12 protein-coding genes and 1 other RNA gene are annotated in these 16680 nt (G+C 57.0%); 5 read left to right on the top strand and 8 right to left on the bottom strand.

Translation table 11 applies throughout. The features are described from left to right. Nucleotides 1–473: 473 nt before the first annotated feature. The gene (locus AC5RE1_RS08740; protein ID WP_006681142.1) at nt 474–1088 is read left to right on the top strand and encodes a cation efflux transmembrane domain-containing protein; all 615 of its coding nucleotides are present in this window, start codon (nt 474–476) and stop codon (nt 1086–1088) included. Nucleotides 1089–1213: 125 nt separating this feature from the next. On the opposite strand, the gene AC5RE1_RS08735 is transcribed toward AC5RE1_RS08740, so the two are convergent. The 5 genes from AC5RE1_RS08735 to lipB all read right to left on the bottom strand — a co-directional run bounded on the left by AC5RE1_RS08735 (nt 1214) and on the right by lipB (nt 7677). Continuing rightward, nucleotides 1214–2758, bottom strand: coding sequence for a hypothetical protein (locus AC5RE1_RS08735; RefSeq protein WP_285067361.1), 1545 nt, complete (start codon nt 2756–2758; stop codon nt 1214–1216). Between the two features lie 67 nt (nt 2759–2825). Beyond that, nucleotides 2826–4238, bottom strand: a complete 1413-nt coding sequence (locus AC5RE1_RS08730) for an NAD(P)/FAD-dependent oxidoreductase (RefSeq protein WP_493938685.1) — start codon at nt 4236–4238, stop codon at nt 2826–2828. Nucleotides 4239–4411: 173 nt separating this feature from the next. Beyond that, the gene (locus AC5RE1_RS08725) at nt 4412–5890 is read right to left on the bottom strand and encodes a class I adenylate-forming enzyme family protein (protein ID WP_006681139.1); all 1479 of its coding nucleotides are present in this window, start codon (nt 5888–5890) and stop codon (nt 4412–4414) included. Between the two features lie 40 nt (nt 5891–5930). After that, nucleotides 5931–7004, bottom strand: coding sequence for a lipoyl synthase (lipA, locus tag AC5RE1_RS08720; protein WP_219585163.1), 1074 nt, complete (start codon nt 7002–7004; stop codon nt 5931–5933). Next, entirely contained in the window at nt 6988–7677 is a 690-nt protein-coding gene (lipB, locus tag AC5RE1_RS08715) for a lipoyl(octanoyl) transferase LipB (protein ID WP_493938682.1), read from the bottom strand. Before lipB ends, lipA begins: the two co-directional genes overlap by 17 nt. A 216-nt stretch (nt 7678–7893) precedes the next feature. On the opposite strand from lipB, the gene AC5RE1_RS08710 reads away from it, so the two are divergent. After that, nucleotides 7894–8742, top strand: coding sequence for a Nif3-like dinuclear metal center hexameric protein (locus AC5RE1_RS08710; RefSeq protein ID WP_442953386.1), 849 nt, complete (start codon nt 7894–7896; stop codon nt 8740–8742). After that, on the top strand, nt 8739–9473 hold the full coding sequence (locus AC5RE1_RS08705; RefSeq protein ID WP_006681135.1) for a zinc ribbon domain-containing protein: 735 nt from the start codon (nt 8739–8741) through the stop codon (nt 9471–9473). The genes AC5RE1_RS08710 and AC5RE1_RS08705 overlap by 4 nt, the downstream gene beginning before the upstream one ends. A 99-nt stretch (nt 9474–9572) precedes the next feature. On the opposite strand, the gene AC5RE1_RS08700 is transcribed toward AC5RE1_RS08705, so the two are convergent. Further along, a complete protein-coding gene (locus AC5RE1_RS08700) occupies nt 9573–10391 on the bottom strand; it encodes a YaaA family protein (protein ID WP_493938679.1) in 819 nt (272 codons plus the stop codon). A 39-nt stretch (nt 10392–10430) separates the two neighbouring features. Here AC5RE1_RS08700 and rnpB point away from each other — a divergent pair. Continuing rightward, an RNA gene (gene rnpB / locus AC5RE1_RS08695) (RNase P RNA component class A) lies at nt 10431–10780 on the top strand. Nucleotides 10781–10834: 54 nt separating this feature from the next. Here rnpB and AC5RE1_RS08690 read toward each other — a convergent pair. Continuing rightward, the gene (locus AC5RE1_RS08690; protein WP_493938677.1) at nt 10835–12655 is read right to left on the bottom strand and encodes a chloride channel protein; all 1821 of its coding nucleotides are present in this window, start codon (nt 12653–12655) and stop codon (nt 10835–10837) included. Continuing rightward, the gene (locus AC5RE1_RS08685) at nt 12655–14655 is read right to left on the bottom strand and encodes an alpha/beta hydrolase family protein (protein WP_006681132.1); all 2001 of its coding nucleotides are present in this window, start codon (nt 14653–14655) and stop codon (nt 12655–12657) included. The genes AC5RE1_RS08690 and AC5RE1_RS08685 overlap by 1 nt, the downstream gene beginning before the upstream one ends. Nucleotides 14656–14784: 129 nt before the next feature. On the opposite strand from AC5RE1_RS08685, the gene dxs reads away from it, so the two are divergent. Further along, nucleotides 14785–16668: a 1-deoxy-D-xylulose-5-phosphate synthase gene (gene dxs, locus AC5RE1_RS08680; protein ID WP_285084232.1), complete on the top strand. Its 1884-nt coding sequence runs from the start codon at nt 14785–14787 to the stop codon at nt 16666–16668. Nucleotides 16669–16680 lie beyond the last annotated feature (12 nt).

Genomic DNA, 16680 nt, shown 5'->3' with positions numbered 1-16680 from the left:
ATGGTAANAAGACNGAGATCGTTTACACGGTNGTTGANGTAGANGTTCCTGGCTACACCTCCTCCATTAGCGGTNGCGCGGCCGAGGGGTACGTGGTTACTAACACCAAGGACATCCCACCTTCGTTGGGTCGCACCGGCTCGGCAGTTCAAGGCCTAGTAGTAGGGGGCGTTGCCCTGCTCGCTGCGGGAATCTGGGCTGTATCCAAGCGCCGTCGTCCATAAGCAAGTGCGGGTGGGCCCGCCGTTTAGCGGACCCACCCGGCACAGTAACTGGCTTCCTCATTATCGAGTGAGCTAGTCATGCACAACATTCACCTCCCGGCAATCCCTGGGAGGTGTTTTGTTATCGTTATCCGGTCACATTAACTTCGTTCGATTAGTGCCCCGTCAGAGGGAACCAACGCGCACCAATACAACTATCACGGTGGAAAGGATGGCTCGCGAAGCATCTGAAGATATTAGCTACAATCTATGCTCGTGTATACCGCTAAGAATCTTGACACTCGTGCCCGGCGAATCGTTGCTTGGGTTGCCATCCTAAACCTCATCGGCTTCATCATTGAACTGGTGATCGCCTCAATCATTGGCTCAGTCGCACTCTTTGCAGATGCCGCCGACTTCCTTGAAGACTTCCTCATTAACATGCTTGTGCTCACCGCCCTGGGCTGGTCGGTAGCAAGCAGGAGGAAAGCCAGTTACGGCCTGGCCGGCCTCATCCTCATTCCCGCAGTTGCGGCTTTTGGCACCGCGATATGGAAAATGATCTCCGGGGAGGCGCCGGAGCCACTCACCTTGTCGGTAACCGCCATCATCGCAATGCTAATCAACCTCGCCAGCGCGCTACTACTACTGCAACTGCGTAAGCACGATACAGCATTAGTGCGAGGTGCCTGGCTGGCCGCCCGCAATGATGTGCTCGCAAACCTTTTGATCCTTGCCGCTGGCGTTGTCATGGTGTTCTGGTTCAGCCCCTGGCCAGACATCGCGGTTGGTCTTGTTATCGGCTTCATCAACCTCTCGGCTGCGGCAGAAGTGTTTGAGCAAGCTCGTGCAGAAACTCCGGAGCTTGAGCTCGATGATGAGTAGGCGCGAATAAGCCTAGGCTAGATGGGTAAAGCAAACCCCGGAAGGGGAGCTGAGATCACTCAGCTCCCCTTCCGGGGATTCTGTGCAACTACTCGCCTGTAGGCAGGTTGCGTGTTGCTCGTTGGTTACATGAACTTGCGTGCGGTGAGCACACCACCTGCAAGAAGCAGTACGGCGGAAAGGCCGACGAGGGAAGCAACCTCAGCACCAGTTTTAGCGATCTTCTTCTTTGGCTCAGCCGGCTTACATGCTGGGTCCATCGCAGTATCGTGGCTGTCCCAGGTCCACTCGGCTACAGCATCGTCAGCGAAGAAGTAACCATCCAGAGCGGAGGCCTTAACTTCTACCTTCGAGTTGTACGGGTAGTTGTAGTTGCCATCCTTGTTAGCTTTCAGCTGAACGCCGTTTGCGGTGACGGTGTAGGCGACGCCCTCGGTCTTCTGGATCGTCACGTAAGGTTCGACGGTGCAAGAAGAAGGATCAGCAGCGGACGGATTGATCAGCTTCGGAGCAACAGGAGTTGCCAACTCTTCAGCTGGATCTACTGTGCACGGCTGAGAAGCGACGCTGAGCTCCCACTGCGTGTCACCCTCAACCACGAACTTGTCCTTAAAATCCTGTTTCAGTAGAGCCGCTACCGAGACAGTGGTGCCTTGCTGAACCTGCTCGTAGTCAAAGTACTTGGATTCAGGAACCTGGACCGTGCCAGCAACTCCGCACTTGTTGGAATCTACAACGGTCGGAGCTTCGGGGGTAATCTTGCGTACAACAGAGCTTACCTTTACAGTCCAGCCGTCAAGGTCATTACCTTCAACGCTTTCAATGCGGAAGAGCTTAGCCTCTTCTGGATCATCAATTGACGCGGTCAACTGGTACCACTGGTAACGACCCGTATATCCAGAGAACATGTTCAGGCTATTGCCAATTGAAGCGCGAGTAATAGGAGTATCTTCACGACTTGGCATGATTTCGGCAGAGGGCCTATGAGACTCCCCGTCGGCGAAAACATACTTGTTTGCAGCAGGGTCGCCACGCTTGGTGATAAGGGGCTTGTAAACCTTTTGGCCATCTTCTGTAACTGCGTCTCCGGCCTTATGCTGCGATACCCCAATTGTGATTGTGGGTGCCTTGCCGTCGGGAATCTCACCTAGATAGGTTTCCCCATCCCACTCGCCTTCAACCAACTTAAACGTGAAATCGGTATTGGCCTGCTGGTCCATATAGACTTGTTTCACGCCATTACTATATCCAGTTGAAAAAGTGAATTGGCTGGGTCCGTACTTGCCGTTACGATATTGGTAGCAGTCGTCAACGCCGATCTTATCAACACCCTCGTACTTGGGGTTTCGGGGATTCTTAGGGTCCACGTTGAGTGGAATCTGCTCATCTTTACCAACGGTTAGTTTGAGCATTGGCCACTCGTAGCCAAGCGGGTCGCCGGTTGCTTGACCGTTTTTGAATTCGTAGACCTCACAGTACAGAGGCATGTAAACTGTGGTGCCTTCAAGCTTCGGGTCGTACCGTTTTACGTTGTTACTCCAAGTAACGTCAAAGCTCTTGACATGGCTGGCGTCGTCAACACTGTTTGCTGCTACAGCGGCAACGGCACCTCCCAGTGTCAGTGCTGCCGCGCCTGCGAAAGCAGTTGTGGCGCGTAACCACTTCTTCATTGTTCCTCCTGTATTCGATGGAAACATCGTGATAACCCTAGCAAGAAAGGGCGTGATTCATTCGAAGTTAAAGGGATAGAGGCGTATTCGGTATCGCCTCGTCGTTGCGTGACGAGGTCACTTCATCATCGATGATTTCCTGAACGGGATCCTCCCCGGCGACGAGCTTGCCGGACGAACCGGTGCCCAGACGTTCCAAAGCGAGGCGGCCAACCAGCTGCTGGTTTGTGGTCGTGCGTTGTGAACGTGCGCCCGACAGGAATGAGAAGAACCAATGAACCAAGGTACCGATCTGCGACTTGAAGCCGACGATGTACAGCAGGTGGAGGAAACACCAAGCCGCCCAGGCGATAAAGCCGGTCAGGCGCATTTTGCCGATCTTCACGACCGCCTTGAAGCGGGCGATCGTCGCCATTGAGCCCTTGTCGAAGTACGTGAAAGGCTCGGTTGTTTCCGGCTTGCCAGCAAGACGTGCTGCCACAATCTTTGCCGCATAGCGAGCAGACTGGATAGCTCCCTGAGCAACGCCGGGCACGCCCGGGAAGCTCATCATGTCACCGAGGACAAAAATTTCCGGGTGGCCGGGAACAGTGAGGTTCTTTTCAACAATGACGCGACCTGCGCGGTCAAGCTCCGCATCGGCCTTGTCACGAAGAACAGCGCCAAGCTCGGATGCCTGGACGCCGGCAGCCCACACCTTGCAGTTTGAACGAATCGTTTCGGTTGAGCCGTCCTTGAACTTCAGAGTGACGGTGTCGCGGTCAAGGTCAGTGACAAATGCGTGGGTCTTCACCTCGACACCGAGCTTTTCAAGCTCGTGGCGCGTCACGTCACCGAGCTTTTCGCCGAACACGGGGAGAGGACGATCGGCACCGTCAACGAGGATGACGCGAGCCTTTGTCGGATCGATTGCGCGGAACTCCTTTGCCAGCGTGTGTGATGCCATTTCGCGGATCTGACCAGCCATCTCAACACCGGTTGGACCTGCGCCAACGACAACGAACGTGAGCAGACGGTCGATCTCATGTGGGTCGGATTCGATTTCAGCCTTCTCGAACGAGTCGAAGATGCGGGCACGGAGTTCGAGCGCGTCATCGATCGTCTTCATGCCGGGAGCAAACACGGCGAAGTGATCGTTGCCGAAGTACGACTGGCCAGCGCCGGCAGCAAGGATCAGTGTGTCGTAGGGAGTCGTCTGTTTTTCGTTGTGGTTACGCCAAATAACGACTTTGTTTTCAATGTCGATGTCTTCAACGAGCGCCTGCAGAACGCGAACATTCTTCTGCTTCTTGAGGATCTCACGCGTCGTTGGCGCAATGTCGCCTTCGGAGAGGATGCCAGTTGCGACCTGATAGAGCAGGGGCTGGAATAGGTGGTGACCGGTCTTGGCTAGAATCGTGATTTCAGCGTTCGCGTGCTTCAGCTTCTTCGCAACTTCAAGTCCAGCAAAACCTGAGCCGATGATGACGATGCGGTGCACCAGATCCTCCTCATTAATTACGTAAGGCTTACCTTACTAATTGAGTCGGTGGGTGTGACAGTCCCAATCCGTCTTTGAGGGCGTGAGAGTGCCCACGTCCTTTTCGCTCATGTACGAGGCCGCGATCACCTGATCAACGATTCCCCAGCAAGGGCGCGGAGCAAAGCAATCGTTTAGTCAAAAAGACGTTGCGTCGCCTGAATATCCGGTTTTCCGTTCGGCAGTTGGGGGAGAGCATCAACCCAGATCGCTCGGCGAACTCGTTCCCACGGCGCACACTGATCACTAATCAGGTCAGCGATCTCCAATGCGTCGAAGTCGGCGTCATCACGCAGCTCTTTTGGGATCGGTCCGCGAACGATTGCCGCGGCAACAACCTGACCCCACCGATCATCCTTGACACCTACAACGCAGGCGTTTGCGATAGGGGGTAGTCCGCGTAGCAGTTCTTCGATGCGCCCGGGAGCCACAAGCTCGCCACCCGTGTTAATCATTCGCGAGGCACGACCAACGATGTGATACCAGCCTTTTTCATCGCGTGTGGCGAGGTCGCCGGTGCGCAGCCAATCGTCATGCATGCGTGCGAGGCCTCGTTCCCCGTTGGTCACGAAGGAGGTTGAAACGCCTGGGCCTCGTACCTCGATTTCGCCCAACTCGCCCACGCCGGCGAGGTGACCGTCAGCGTTCATCAGACGCGCATCCACGTAGGGGAAAGGTTGGCCCAATGCTCCCGCCGGGGCGTCGGCATCGGGGGAGGTCATCATTCCCGCCCCGGAAGTTTCCGTCATTCCCCACACGTGGATCGGTCGCAAGCCGGCGCTGCGCAGACGCTCAGCCAAAGCCGGCCCCATCGCATCTCCGCCGATCAGCGGGCGCTCCCATGATGAAATATCTGCGCCGACGGACTCATTCGTATCGAGCAACATGTGGCACATGACTGGGACAGCAAACATCATCGAGATGCGGTGCTTTTCGATCGCACGCAGGATGCCAGTCGGGTTAAACGTCGGGAAAACGATGATCGTTCCACCGTGGCTGAAGACATCCATCGACGTGCCATTGAAGCCGCCGATATGCGAAATTGGCGCGCACACACCCACGACATCGCGTGCCGGTAGATATTCGAAGCCATCGCGGAAACACATCGAGCCCCACCACATGTGGGCGTGAGAGAGTTCAACTCCTCGGGTACGTCCTGTCGACCCCGAAGTAAAGACAATCGCACCCGTTTCGTGTGCGCAGGCCAGAGGCTCACCTTCGATCGGCGTGGAGCCCAGCGCGCTCGAAGCAAAAGCGTCGACCGTCATAAACTCCGCGCCCACACTGACCGAACGCTGCAACGCGGGCGCGACCTCGTCGATCAAAACGAGAGCTGGATCGAGCGAATCCACAATCGACTGCGTGACGGTAAACGGTAGGCGTTCCGAAAGTGGAACGGTCACAGCGTGAAGCCACGAGCACGCAACGTGCAGAACAAAAACCCAAGCGTTGTTACGGCCAGCAAACACGACACGGTCACCCTCGCCAATGTCGAGCGAGCGCAAATATGCTGCCACACGGCGCACCGCGTCGGCGCTTTCGGCGACGGTCCACACGCTGTTGTCCGGCCAAATGATCGACATGCGGTTCGGGTGCTGACGCCCAGCACGCATCAAAACTCGGGCCGGTGAATAATCCGGAGTCACTGGGGCCTCAGGCAACGGGAACCCCGGGCAGTGTTGCGGCTTCACGCGCCTGACGACGTGCGCGACGCTCACGCATATTCGCCAGAACTGTACCCGCTTCCTGCAGAGTGGAACCGGAATTATCCAGGTGCTTCAAGTGCTCAGGAATCTCAAACCCGCGAGCGCGCATGCCTTTCGCCCACAGCAATCCCGCGCGGTACGACGAGCGCACAAGCGGGCCAGCCATGACGCCAGCGAAGCCTAATTCTTCAGCTTCTGCTGCGATCTCAAGGAATTCTTCGGGGTGAATCCAGCGATCAATCGGGTGATGCAGGGGAGAAGGACGCAAATATTGCGTGATGGTCAGCAAATCACAGCCCGAATCGTGCAGGTCGCGCATCGCTTCGCTGATTTCTTCACGCGTCTCACCCATACCGAGGATCAAGTTCGACTTCGTTACCATGCCACCGTTGTGTGCACGCTGAATCATCGCAAGCGAACGGTCATAGCGGAACGCGGGGCGGATCTTTTTAAAGATACGAGGCACCGTCTCCAAGTTGTGCGCGAACACCTGCGGGCCGGCTTCAATGACCATGTCGATCGACTCGTCCTGACCGCGGAAGTCGTCAACCAGCAGTTCAACGCCGGTTGATGGGCTCTTCTCGTGGATCAAACGGCAGGTTTCGGCGTACAACCACGCCGCGCCGTCGGGCAGATCGTCGCGGGTGACGCCGGTGATCGTCGCGTAGCGCAGTTCGAGTTCGCCAACAGACTCGGCGATTCGACGAGGCTCGTCCCGGTCATATTCGGTGGGCTTACCGGTCGCGATATCGCAGAAGTCGCACCGACGTGTGCAGAGTGCTCCACCTAAAAGGAAAGTCGCTTCACGGTCTTGCCAGCACTCGTAAATATTCGGGCACCCTGCTTCAGCGCAGACAGTGTGCAGTCCCTTGGCGTGCGACATGGAACGCATATCGTGATAGTTCGCGCCGGTGTGTGCCGTCGTGCGAATCCACTCGGGCTTGTTTTCGATAGGAGTTTGCGAGTTGCGAACTTCCACTCGAAGCAGTTTGCGTCCTTCGGGATCAGGCAAGGTACTCACAGGCGTTTCCCTTCGAATAGGTGATCTCTTGGCTGGGGTCAGCCAGCTGAGGGCGGATTGAAGAAATAAGGTGCGAGACAAGTGCGTCAGCAGCGGTGCGCAATGGGACGTTCACGCCTTCCCACGACAGACAGGCAACATCAGCGTCGAAGAGCCCGCACGGGATGATTCCCGCGAACGCTTCTATCGGGTCAATATCGACGTTCAGGGCGACTCCGTGCAACGTGGCGCCTCGTGCAACTTTCAGTCCGATGGCACAAATTTTGCGGTCGCGACGTCCCTCTTCGGTCAGCCACACTCCTGCGCGTCCGTCGATGCGGTGAACGGGCAGCCCCCATTCTTCGCGCACTGTTTCAATAACACCCGCTTCAACGCTACGGATCCACGCGTACAGGTCGACGGGCTCCTTGAGCCTGACATTTGGGTAGACAACAACCTGTCCCGGTCCGTGCCACGTCGCGGAACCGGCGCGGTCCATATGGATCACCCGAACAGTGGAATCCGGAATATCTTCGGGTTTCGTGTGGCGGCCAGCGGTCCAGGTGGGGGCGAATTGGGTGACAATGATCGAATCGCCGTCACCAGCGGCTGCTTGGTCGTGGAGTTGACGCTGCAGTCGGTCTACTTCCATATAGTCCGACGTTCCCGCATCAATAAGGTCGATGACGTGCACCTAGGAATGATAGAACGCCAGACCTTTCGTTTCTTAATCGAAATGGCCCTTTGCGCACGTGTTCTCGAAAGTAATGCATTTTTCCGCAGGATCACGCCAAGCGGGGTACGAGGCTTCGACAGATAACGAAAAACCATTGAAAACACGTATTTCTTCAGCGTTTCCTCACGTTTATCCACGCTCGCCAGCATCTTTCGATTGGCTATCCTTTAAAGCGTGAGTAACCAATGGACCATTTCAGATGTCATGGCGCTGATGGAAGCGTGGTATCCCGCCTCCCGTGCCGAGTCATGGGACCGAGTCGGATTGATCGCAGGCGACCCATCCGCTCACGTCACCTCAATCCTGCTTGCCGTCGACCCCGTTTCGGCCGTCGTTGATGAAGCGATCGACGAGGACGCCGGCCTCGTTATCACTCACCACCCGCTGTACCTTCGCGGAACGAGTTTCCTGCCGGCATCTGACCCTAAGGGCGCGTCCATCACTCGCCTTATTAAAAACGATATCGCCCTGTTCAACGCGCACACAAACGCTGACATCAGCGCAGATGGCGTCGGCGATGCGCTCGCACAGTTGGTGGGAATCACCTCTTCATCACCGCTGGTTCCCACCGGAATCGACCAGGCCGGGCGACCCATTGGACACGGACGTATCGGTTCGATTGCGCCCACTCGTTTAGGCGACTTTCTTGACCTGGTTGCCGAGCGCCTGCCCGCAGGACCTCACGGCATCTTCGGATCCGGAGACCCCGGCGCAATCATCGAACGCGTCGCAGTATCCGGAGGAGCGGGAGACTCTTTCCTTGAGGCAGCACGTGAAGGCGGAGCGGACGTCTTTTTAACCGCTGACCTGCGTCATCACCCGGCATCCGAACACCTTGAAGGTGGGGCGCCTGCCCTGATTTGCGCTAGTCACTACGCCACCGAATGGCCGTGGCTCCCGATCCTTGAACGCAAGCTAGTGCAGGCTGCATCAACTGCAAATGTGGAAGTGAGAGTAAAAGTCTCTACGATTATCACGGAGCCGTGGACCAGCCATCGCCCAACATTAGGAGGACGTAAGTGAAAGCAACATACCTGAACCAGCTCAGCCTGCTCGAACTCAAATCCTTCGACCAGCGCGAATCTGCGCTTCGACACGCCCGTGACTCCCATCCGGCGCACGGCGTTGTCCGCGAGCTCGCAGGACGCCTCGACGACCTGAAGCGCGCAGCCGTCACCCAAGGTGCAGCAATCGCAGATATTGAACGAGACGTCCAACGTAGCGCGGACGAGATCGAACGTGTGAGCGCCAGACGAGCTAAGCAACAGAGTCGAATCGACGGCAATCAGGTTCCTCTTCGCGACATCAACGCGATGGAACATGAAATCGCTCAAATGGATAAGCGCTTGTCCACTTTGGAAAATGAACAGCTCGACGGTGAAGAACGTCTTGAGGCGGCTAAGAATGCTCGTCAAGCAATGATTGACGAAGCGAAAGCGATCGCTGCCGACATTGAAAAGACCAAGCAGGAATTTGCTGCCGACGTGAAAGAAAGCGACGACGAGCTTCGCGATGTGATCGCCAAGCGTCGTGCGCTCGCTGAATCGCTTCCAGAAGACCTCGTGGGCGAGTATGAACGTGTTCGCGCAAACCTCGGTGCCCTCGCGATCTTCGAAGTACGTAATGGTGTTGGCATTGGAATGGCAGCGGAGCTATCCCCGGCCGAACTTGAACAGATTCGCCTCACCCCCGAAGACCAGCTCTACTGGACCGAAGATACCGGTGCGATCGTTGTGAGGACGACTCAAGCCTGAAGCCGATCGCTCGGGATCGTGCCCCGGCGGCGGGGTGTGTCGCCTCGTATCGTATGACAGCGCCACTCTACGACGGCCAGCATCTGCTCCCGAGTCCGATCAGTCGGTGACCAACACCAGGTGAGTGAGTGACCCGCCCTGCTTTGTCGGTTTCGCCTCAGGTACTTCCACGTCGATAACCGCATGAGCACCACCCTGAGCATCCATGATCGGATCCAAGGTAGTGGCTGAACACAGAGCCTCGACGATCGCGTCGAAATCCGCATCAGCCGAAATTGACGCGTAGAGGTGAGCGCACGCACGGCCTCGCCACCGCTTCGCATCGTGGGAAATCACCGAACGCTTCCCCTTCGCTTGACGAACCACGCCGATCTCGATGCGATGCGCCCAAGGAGCGAGGCAGGCACTGCGATAGGGCCCAGAACGAGCATCAACGATCGGAGCTCCTTCAGCTTCTGCTTTGAGCGATGTATCAAGGGGCTTCTTCCAATAGGTCGGCAAAGGGCCGATGTCCGGCAGTTTCGTGCCCATCGCAAGACGGTGGTTGGGCAGGACATCGTCGAGGTTCACCACACCAAAAAGCCCAGAGAAGACACGCGTTGTTTCAAGCGCGACCGCATGATGCTGCTCCGGCAGTGTCGGGAATGCGACCGCGTCATAGAGAACGCCTGTAAACAGGTTTTCAGCCGCATCGCATGGTGCAGAATACAAGTCGATATTCGCCTGTAAATCCGCAGCTGAAGCCGGGCCAAGACCGAACAACTGAGCAGCGTCGTCGCGAACGCTGAGCGCCTGAACAGTGTGGATCAAGTTTTCGCGCCAGGATGCAAGCTCAGGGCGAGCAAGCTGTGTCACGTCAAAACGAGGCCCGTGTGCTGGTGTTGTTTTGGATTCGGACGGGGGTAACCAGATGAACATATGTGAAGCCTAGCGGGTGCGTTAGACTATGGGCGCGGATGAGTCGGTTGGGCGACCGCGCGGACCACACGGTTCTCGAGGAACGTCCGGGCTCTACAGGGCAGGGTGATGGCTAACAGCCACCCGGGGTGACCCGAGGGATAGTGCCACAGAAAATAAACCGCCGCGCAAGCGGTAAGGGTGAAAAGGTGAGGTAAGAGCTCACCAGCGGTTTGGGTGACCGAGCCGGCTTGGTAAACCCCACCCAGAGCAAGACCGAGCAGCAGGTATGGGTGGCCCGCCCGACGCCTGCGGGTAGGTTGCTTGAGGCGTTTGGCAACAAACGTCCTAGATAGATGGTCGCCACCGCTTGTGCGGGACAAAACCCGGCGTACAGACCGACTCATCCGTCCTTATACGTCGGGTTTTCGCTGAGTGATACCAGACTCTACGCTTACGCTTCGTTAACTCGTGTGTCGGCGTGAATGCTTCTCTTGGAACCTCGAACCCCACGACGACTGTGCGCGAGCTGCGATGGCGCGACGCTGATCGCGATAGAGGCGTTCAATCAGGGACTGCTGGGACACCCAGCCCACCACATGCAACGAATCATTGACGACGGGAATCCCCGGCAGACCTGATGTCTGCAGTACTTCGAGCACCTTCGACGGTAGTGCGGTGGGCGTGACGTGCACGTTGGGCAGTTTCAAAGAATCCAGCGACGAGGCCATATCTGTTTCGCTTTGGCGCGCCAGAGCAAGATCAATGGCGCTTGCTAGCCCAACGTAGGTTCCAGCATCGTCGACAACGGGAAGAGTCTGGGCACCAAGGACACGCATCTTCTTAATCGCCTGATCGAGCGTGGTCGAGGGCGCCAAAGTACCGGGAGCGTCCTCCATCCAGCGCGAAACCGGGTGAGCGCCGAGCAGTGTTGCATCCACAGGGTCATCCAGAACGTCGCCTCGACGACGAAGTTTCTCGGTGTAGATGGTGGCGCGTGTCAGGAACCTCGAGACGCCGGTGGCCAGAACGACGGCAAGCATCATCGGCATAATCAGCGAATACTGCCCCGTCATTTCGACGATGATCAAAACGGCGGTCATCGGAGCGCGTGCCGCTCCAGCGAATGCCGCGCCCATACCAATCACACCGAAGACGCCGGCGGGAGTGTCAGTAATGGGGGAAAGGATTTGCCCGAATGAGGCTCCGGCCATTGCGCCGATAAAAAGCGTCGGGGCAAAAACGCCACCGGATCCACCGATACCGATCGTGTAGGACGTGTACAGGGCGCGTCCCACCATCAAAATCAGCAGGAAGCCAATCGTGTATTTGCCTGCTAGAGCGTCTTCTTCGATCGGGTATCCCGAGCCGAACATCTGCGGGAAGGCCACAATACCCGCGCCCAAAAGGATGCCGAGAACAGCCGGACGTGACCATTCGGGAAGGCTCAGACGTTTCCAGAAAGCGTCGATCACATCTTCAAGCCAATAAAGGAGCTTCGAGAAACCTAGACCCGCAAGACCGGCGATCACACCGAGGAGAGCAACCCACCACATGTCTGTCAGATGCGAGAAGGAGAGATCATGACCAAGATTCACGATCGTTTCGTCACCCTGCAACGCGCGTGCAACAACGGATGCCATCACTGAAGAAATAACGACATATCCGAAGGTTTCGGCACTGAACTGCGTCAGAATCACTTCGAGAGCAAAGACTGCGCCAGCAAGCGGAGCATGGAAAGTTGCGGCGATGCCACCCGCTGCGCCACAGGACGCTAAAAGAACTACGCGTTGCGGAGGCAAACGAAGAGAGGACGCCAACGAGGAACCGAGCGACGCTCCGACCTGGACAATCGGACCTTCTCGTCCCGCTGAACCACCGGCGCCAATCGTCAAAGAAGAAGCAATCAGCTTCACCACTGCGACGCGCCCGGGAATCTTGCCTCCCTTGCGTCGAACGGCCAGCATCACTTCGGGAATACCGTGGCCTCGTGCACTGGGAGCGAACCGCTGAACCAGGGGCCCGTAGATCAACGCTGAGACAACGGGAGCCAGAAGCAAGAACACCCAGGGGGACCAACCGAAGACTCCGTGGGGGTCGCCAGCATGCGTTGAGTAGTCACTGTAACCGGTGGTGACCCACGTCCACCCCTGAATCATCAGGTTAAAAAGAACCGCTGCGCCGCCGACGATAATGCCGACGAGCGCCGCTAATAGACCGACAAAAGAACGGTGCTGACCGGCTTTTTCACCCAGTTGTGCCAAGAAAGAAACAGAAGCCCGCATCAGAGGTTGGCGATATCGATATCGGATTCAACGTCGACGTCCATGTCCCAGACACGCCCGTAGAACGCGAGCTCGGAGCTCCACGCATCACGAATCGTCTCTGCGCGACGGAAGCCGTGAGCTTCATTCGGGTAGATCTTCATCGCAACAGCGTTTCCACGATCCTTCAGTGCATCAAACATGAGGCGTGCCTGTGACGGCGGAACCACCTTGTCATCTTCGCCTTGCAACAGCAGAAGAGGAGCATTGATCTGGTGAATGTGAGTAATCGGCGAGCGCTTGGCCCACAGTTCGCTGTTCGGATCTTCAGTACCGATCAAGCGATCGTTGTAACGAGACTCGAACTTGTGGGTTTCTGCAGACAGAAGGCGCAGGTCAGCGATGCCATAGAGTGACGTTCCCGCGGTGAACACATCGGTGTTTGCCAGTGCGTTCAAGGTGGTGAAGCCACCGGCGGATCCGCCACGGATAGCAACGCGCTTCGGATCAACGAAACCTCGGTCAACCAGATAGCGCACACCATCAACGCAGTCATTCACATCCATAACGCCCCAGTGACCGTTGAGACGCTCGCGGTATGCGCGACCGAATCCGGTTGAACCACGGTAGTTAACGTCGAGCACAGCGAAACCACGGCTGGTCCAGTACTGCAATGGAATCGACAAGCCGGGTCGGGTCGAAGAAGTCGGGCCACCGTGAACATTGACGATCAGCGGGGGAAGAGCATTCTTCGGGCCTGAAAAGTCAGGGTTCTTTGGTGCGTAGTAGAAGCCGTACGCGGTCTCGCCATCTGAGGTCGGCCAGGAGATAATCTGCCCTGAAGAAACCAGCTCCGGGCTGATTTCAGCTTCGGATGACGGGCGAATAATCGTCGTGGCGCCACCCTTGATCTGAATAATTGCCGGCGTGTGCGTGGGGGAGTCAGCAAGGAAGACTACGCGACCATCGTTGGATGCCACGTTACCGATCGGCCACCAGCCGGTTGCCCATTCTTCAGCCATTCCGTTGTCGACGCGCACGGTACCGATGTGCCACGTCAGGTCCTCAGCCCACGAGCAGATCAGCAGGTCGTTATCGTAGTTATCGTAGGAGTGCAGACCGAGCTGCCAGTGCGGGTGCGAGAACGCCTGAGTTCCCGGGTGCATGGCACGAGTGCGAAGGCGCGTTGTCCACGCGTCTGAGGGCTCGTCATCCTTCCACGTAAAGCCTTCCGTGCGGTACAGGTTGGCCCAACCGGTCGTGTCATCGACGTGGATGAGGTCACCGTCAAGAGTCCACCGAGGCTCGTAGACACACACGTCTTCCTTGTCGACGATCGTCTTCGAAACCTCAATACGACCTTCGAAATTGAGTGCGCCCACGTGCAGTGCGCTCTGTGTCCACGGCATATGCGGGTGGTTCCACGACAGCCATGCAAGCTTCGTGCCATCAGGAGAAACTGCAGGTGCAGCAACAAAGTCAGTGCCTTCAAAGATCGTGATGATCGCAGCGTCGTTGCGTGCAGCACTACCGTCGATCGGGATTGCGACCAGCGTGTTCGTCGGTTCGCCGTCGCCCGAGTGATCTTCCCTGACCGCATAGACGAGGCCGCGAACATCATCAATCTCGAAGTCGCCGTAGCGCGACTTCGACAGCGTGGTAAGCGGAGAAATCGTACGGTGCGGGTCGTTGGTGTCGAAACGGTAGACGCGGTTATCAAAGCCGTCGGAGAACACGATGAAACCATCGAGCACCGCGTAGGCACGACCACCGTATTCGTGAACGCGAGTGCGAATATCGGGAAGGCGAGCACCATCGATCAGGGGGAGGACCTCTGAAGTAACGCCAGCACCGGTACGACGCAACAGGGTACCTCGTCCGTTTTCTTTCGGATGTCCTTCAACCCAATAGGTAGCAGAACCGTCAACGCGAACCTGCGAGAGAGTGACTGACCGAGCAGTAAAAGAATCGCCGGAAATTGGGGATGTCCATTCACCGTAGGGGGCGACGGTAACGCTCATTGTTCCTCCTTGCACACAGGCATTTCGGTTGACTAAAGGAAGCATGTTAGCTCTATGTTAGCCCGCTCACGATGTGCTTTTCGAGGGCGAAGGTCGCTAGGAACATGTGTGGCAACTAGTATGAGGGCTATGAGTTCATCAGACGCGGATATGCCACTGCTCACCAGCATCCATTCCCCGTCGGATTTACGTACCCTTTCAGAGGCTCAACTTGTTCAGCTTTCCAAGGAAATTCGTAGCTTCCTGATCACCAACGTGTCGAAAACCGGTGGGCACCTGGGTCCCAATTTGGGCGTTGTTGAACTGACGATTGCCCTGCACCGAGTATTTCGTTCACCCAAAGACACGATTCTTTTTGACACCGGCCACCAGGCGTACGTCCACAAGCTTCTGACGGGTCGCCAGGACTTTTCCGGCCTGCGCCAAGAAGGTGGACTGTCTGGCTACCCCTCCCGCTCAGAATCAGATCACGACGTTATTGAGTCGTCGCACGCTTCAAGCTCACTGGCATGGGCCGATGGTATTTCCCGCGAGAAGAAACGCCGGGGCGACGCGTCATCAACGGTCGCCATCATCGGTGACGGTGCCCTGACCGGTGGTATGGCTTGGGAAGCGTTGAACACCATCGCCGAATCAACTGATCGTCGTGTTGTCGTAGTCGTCAACGACAATGGACGTTCCTACGCGCCAACAATCGGCGGTGTTGCCCATCATCTCGACGCGCTTCGCACCTCGGAAGGCTACGAACGTGCTCTTGCTTGGGGTAAGCGTCATCTGCTTGCTCTGGGGGATCCTGGTAAAGCGGCATACGACGCGCTACACGGTCTGAAGACCGGCATCAAAGACGTTATTGCTCCTCAGGCAATGTTCGAAGACCTGGGCTTTAAATACTTAGGTCCCGTCAACGGACACAATGAGACCGAGCTTGAAACCACACTACAGCGTGCGCGGACTTCGAAGTATCCAGTTCTTGTCCACGTCATCACCCAAAAGGGACGCGGTTATACTCCCGCCGAAGAAGACATCGCTGATCGCTTCCACGCCGTTGGACCGATTCACCCCGAAACGGGACTCCCCGTTGCTCCGGCACGTTTCGGCTGGACCAGCGTATTTGCCGACGAGATCGTCAAAATTGCGCGCGAAGACGACACTGTTGTCGGTGTCACCGCAGCGATGATGGCTCCCGTCGGTTTGAAACCATTCCACGAGGAATTCCCGGACCGCGTTGTCGATGTGGGTATTGCTGAACAGGAAGCGATTGCTAGCGCTGCTGGCATGGCCTATGCGGGCGCTCATCCGGTTGTTGCGCTGTACGCAACCTTCCTTAATCGTGCTTTTGACCAGCTGTTAATGGACGTGGCATTGCACAAGGCTGGCGTGACGGTTGTTCTTGACCGTGCAGGTATCACCGGTGCGGATGGTGCCTCACACAATGGTGTCTGGGATATCGCGATGTGTTCGATCATCCCCTCACTTGAGCTCGCTGCCCCACGTGATGAGGCAACTCTTCGCGCCAGCTTGCGTCGCGCGGTGGGAGTGAAGGATCGGCCGACCGTTCTCCGCTACCGTAAGGGCTCTCTACCAGCGCCGATGAACGCAATTCGCTCAGTGAACGGTGTGGATGTTCTCTTTGAACCCGACACTGACGATGTTGATGTGCTCCTCGTAGTAGCGGGCGCTTTTGGTCCCGAGGGTCTTGAAACAGCACGCATTCTGACTGAACAGGGTAAGCGTGTTCGTGTTGTGGATCCTGTGTGGCTTCTACCGATCAACCCTAAACTTGCCAGTTTTGCCACGCAGGCACAACGCGTGGTGACTCTGGAAGACGGCATCGTTGACGGCGGTTTTGGCTGGGGGGTGCGCGATCTTCTTGCCAACGAGTCCGTGGATGCTACCGTCATCACGCTGGGTGTTGCGAAGGTATTCCTGCGGCACGCCGAGCGCGAGTCCCTGCTGGAACGGTGCGGTTTGACGGCTCACCAGATTGCGGAACGTATTTCACGTACCCTCTAAAGAGAAGCTTGA

This window comes from Actinotignum sp. usb-actsch-rep-73 (assembly GCF_059082735.1).
Note: the sequence above shows the minus strand (reverse complement) of the source record. Positions and strands in the feature narration are given on the sequence as shown.

What these genes read in the sequence shown, in the direction of transcription:
- AC5RE1_RS08740 (WP_006681142.1), top strand. Translation starts at nt 474, where the DNA reads ATGCTCGTGTATACCGCTAAGAATCTTGACACTCGTGCCCGGCGAATC.
- dxs (WP_285084232.1), top strand. Translation starts at nt 14,785, where the DNA reads ATGAGTTCATCAGACGCGGATATGCCACTGCTCACCAGCATCCATTCC.
- AC5RE1_RS08725 (WP_006681139.1), bottom strand. Translation starts at nt 5,890, where the DNA reads ATGCGTGCTGGGCGTCAGCACCCGAACCGCATGTCGATCATTTGGCCG.
- AC5RE1_RS08685 (WP_006681132.1), bottom strand. Translation starts at nt 14,655, where the DNA reads ATGAGCGTTACCGTCGCCCCCTACGGTGAATGGACATCCCCAATTTCC.
- AC5RE1_RS08690 (WP_493938677.1), bottom strand. Translation starts at nt 12,655, where the DNA reads ATGCGGGCTTCTGTTTCTTTCTTGGCACAACTGGGTGAAAAAGCCGGT.
- AC5RE1_RS08700 (WP_493938679.1), bottom strand. Translation starts at nt 10,391, where the DNA reads ATGTTCATCTGGTTACCCCCGTCCGAATCCAAAACAACACCAGCACAC.
- AC5RE1_RS08735 (WP_285067361.1), bottom strand. Translation starts at nt 2,758, where the DNA reads ATGAAGAAGTGGTTACGCGCCACAACTGCTTTCGCAGGCGCGGCAGCA.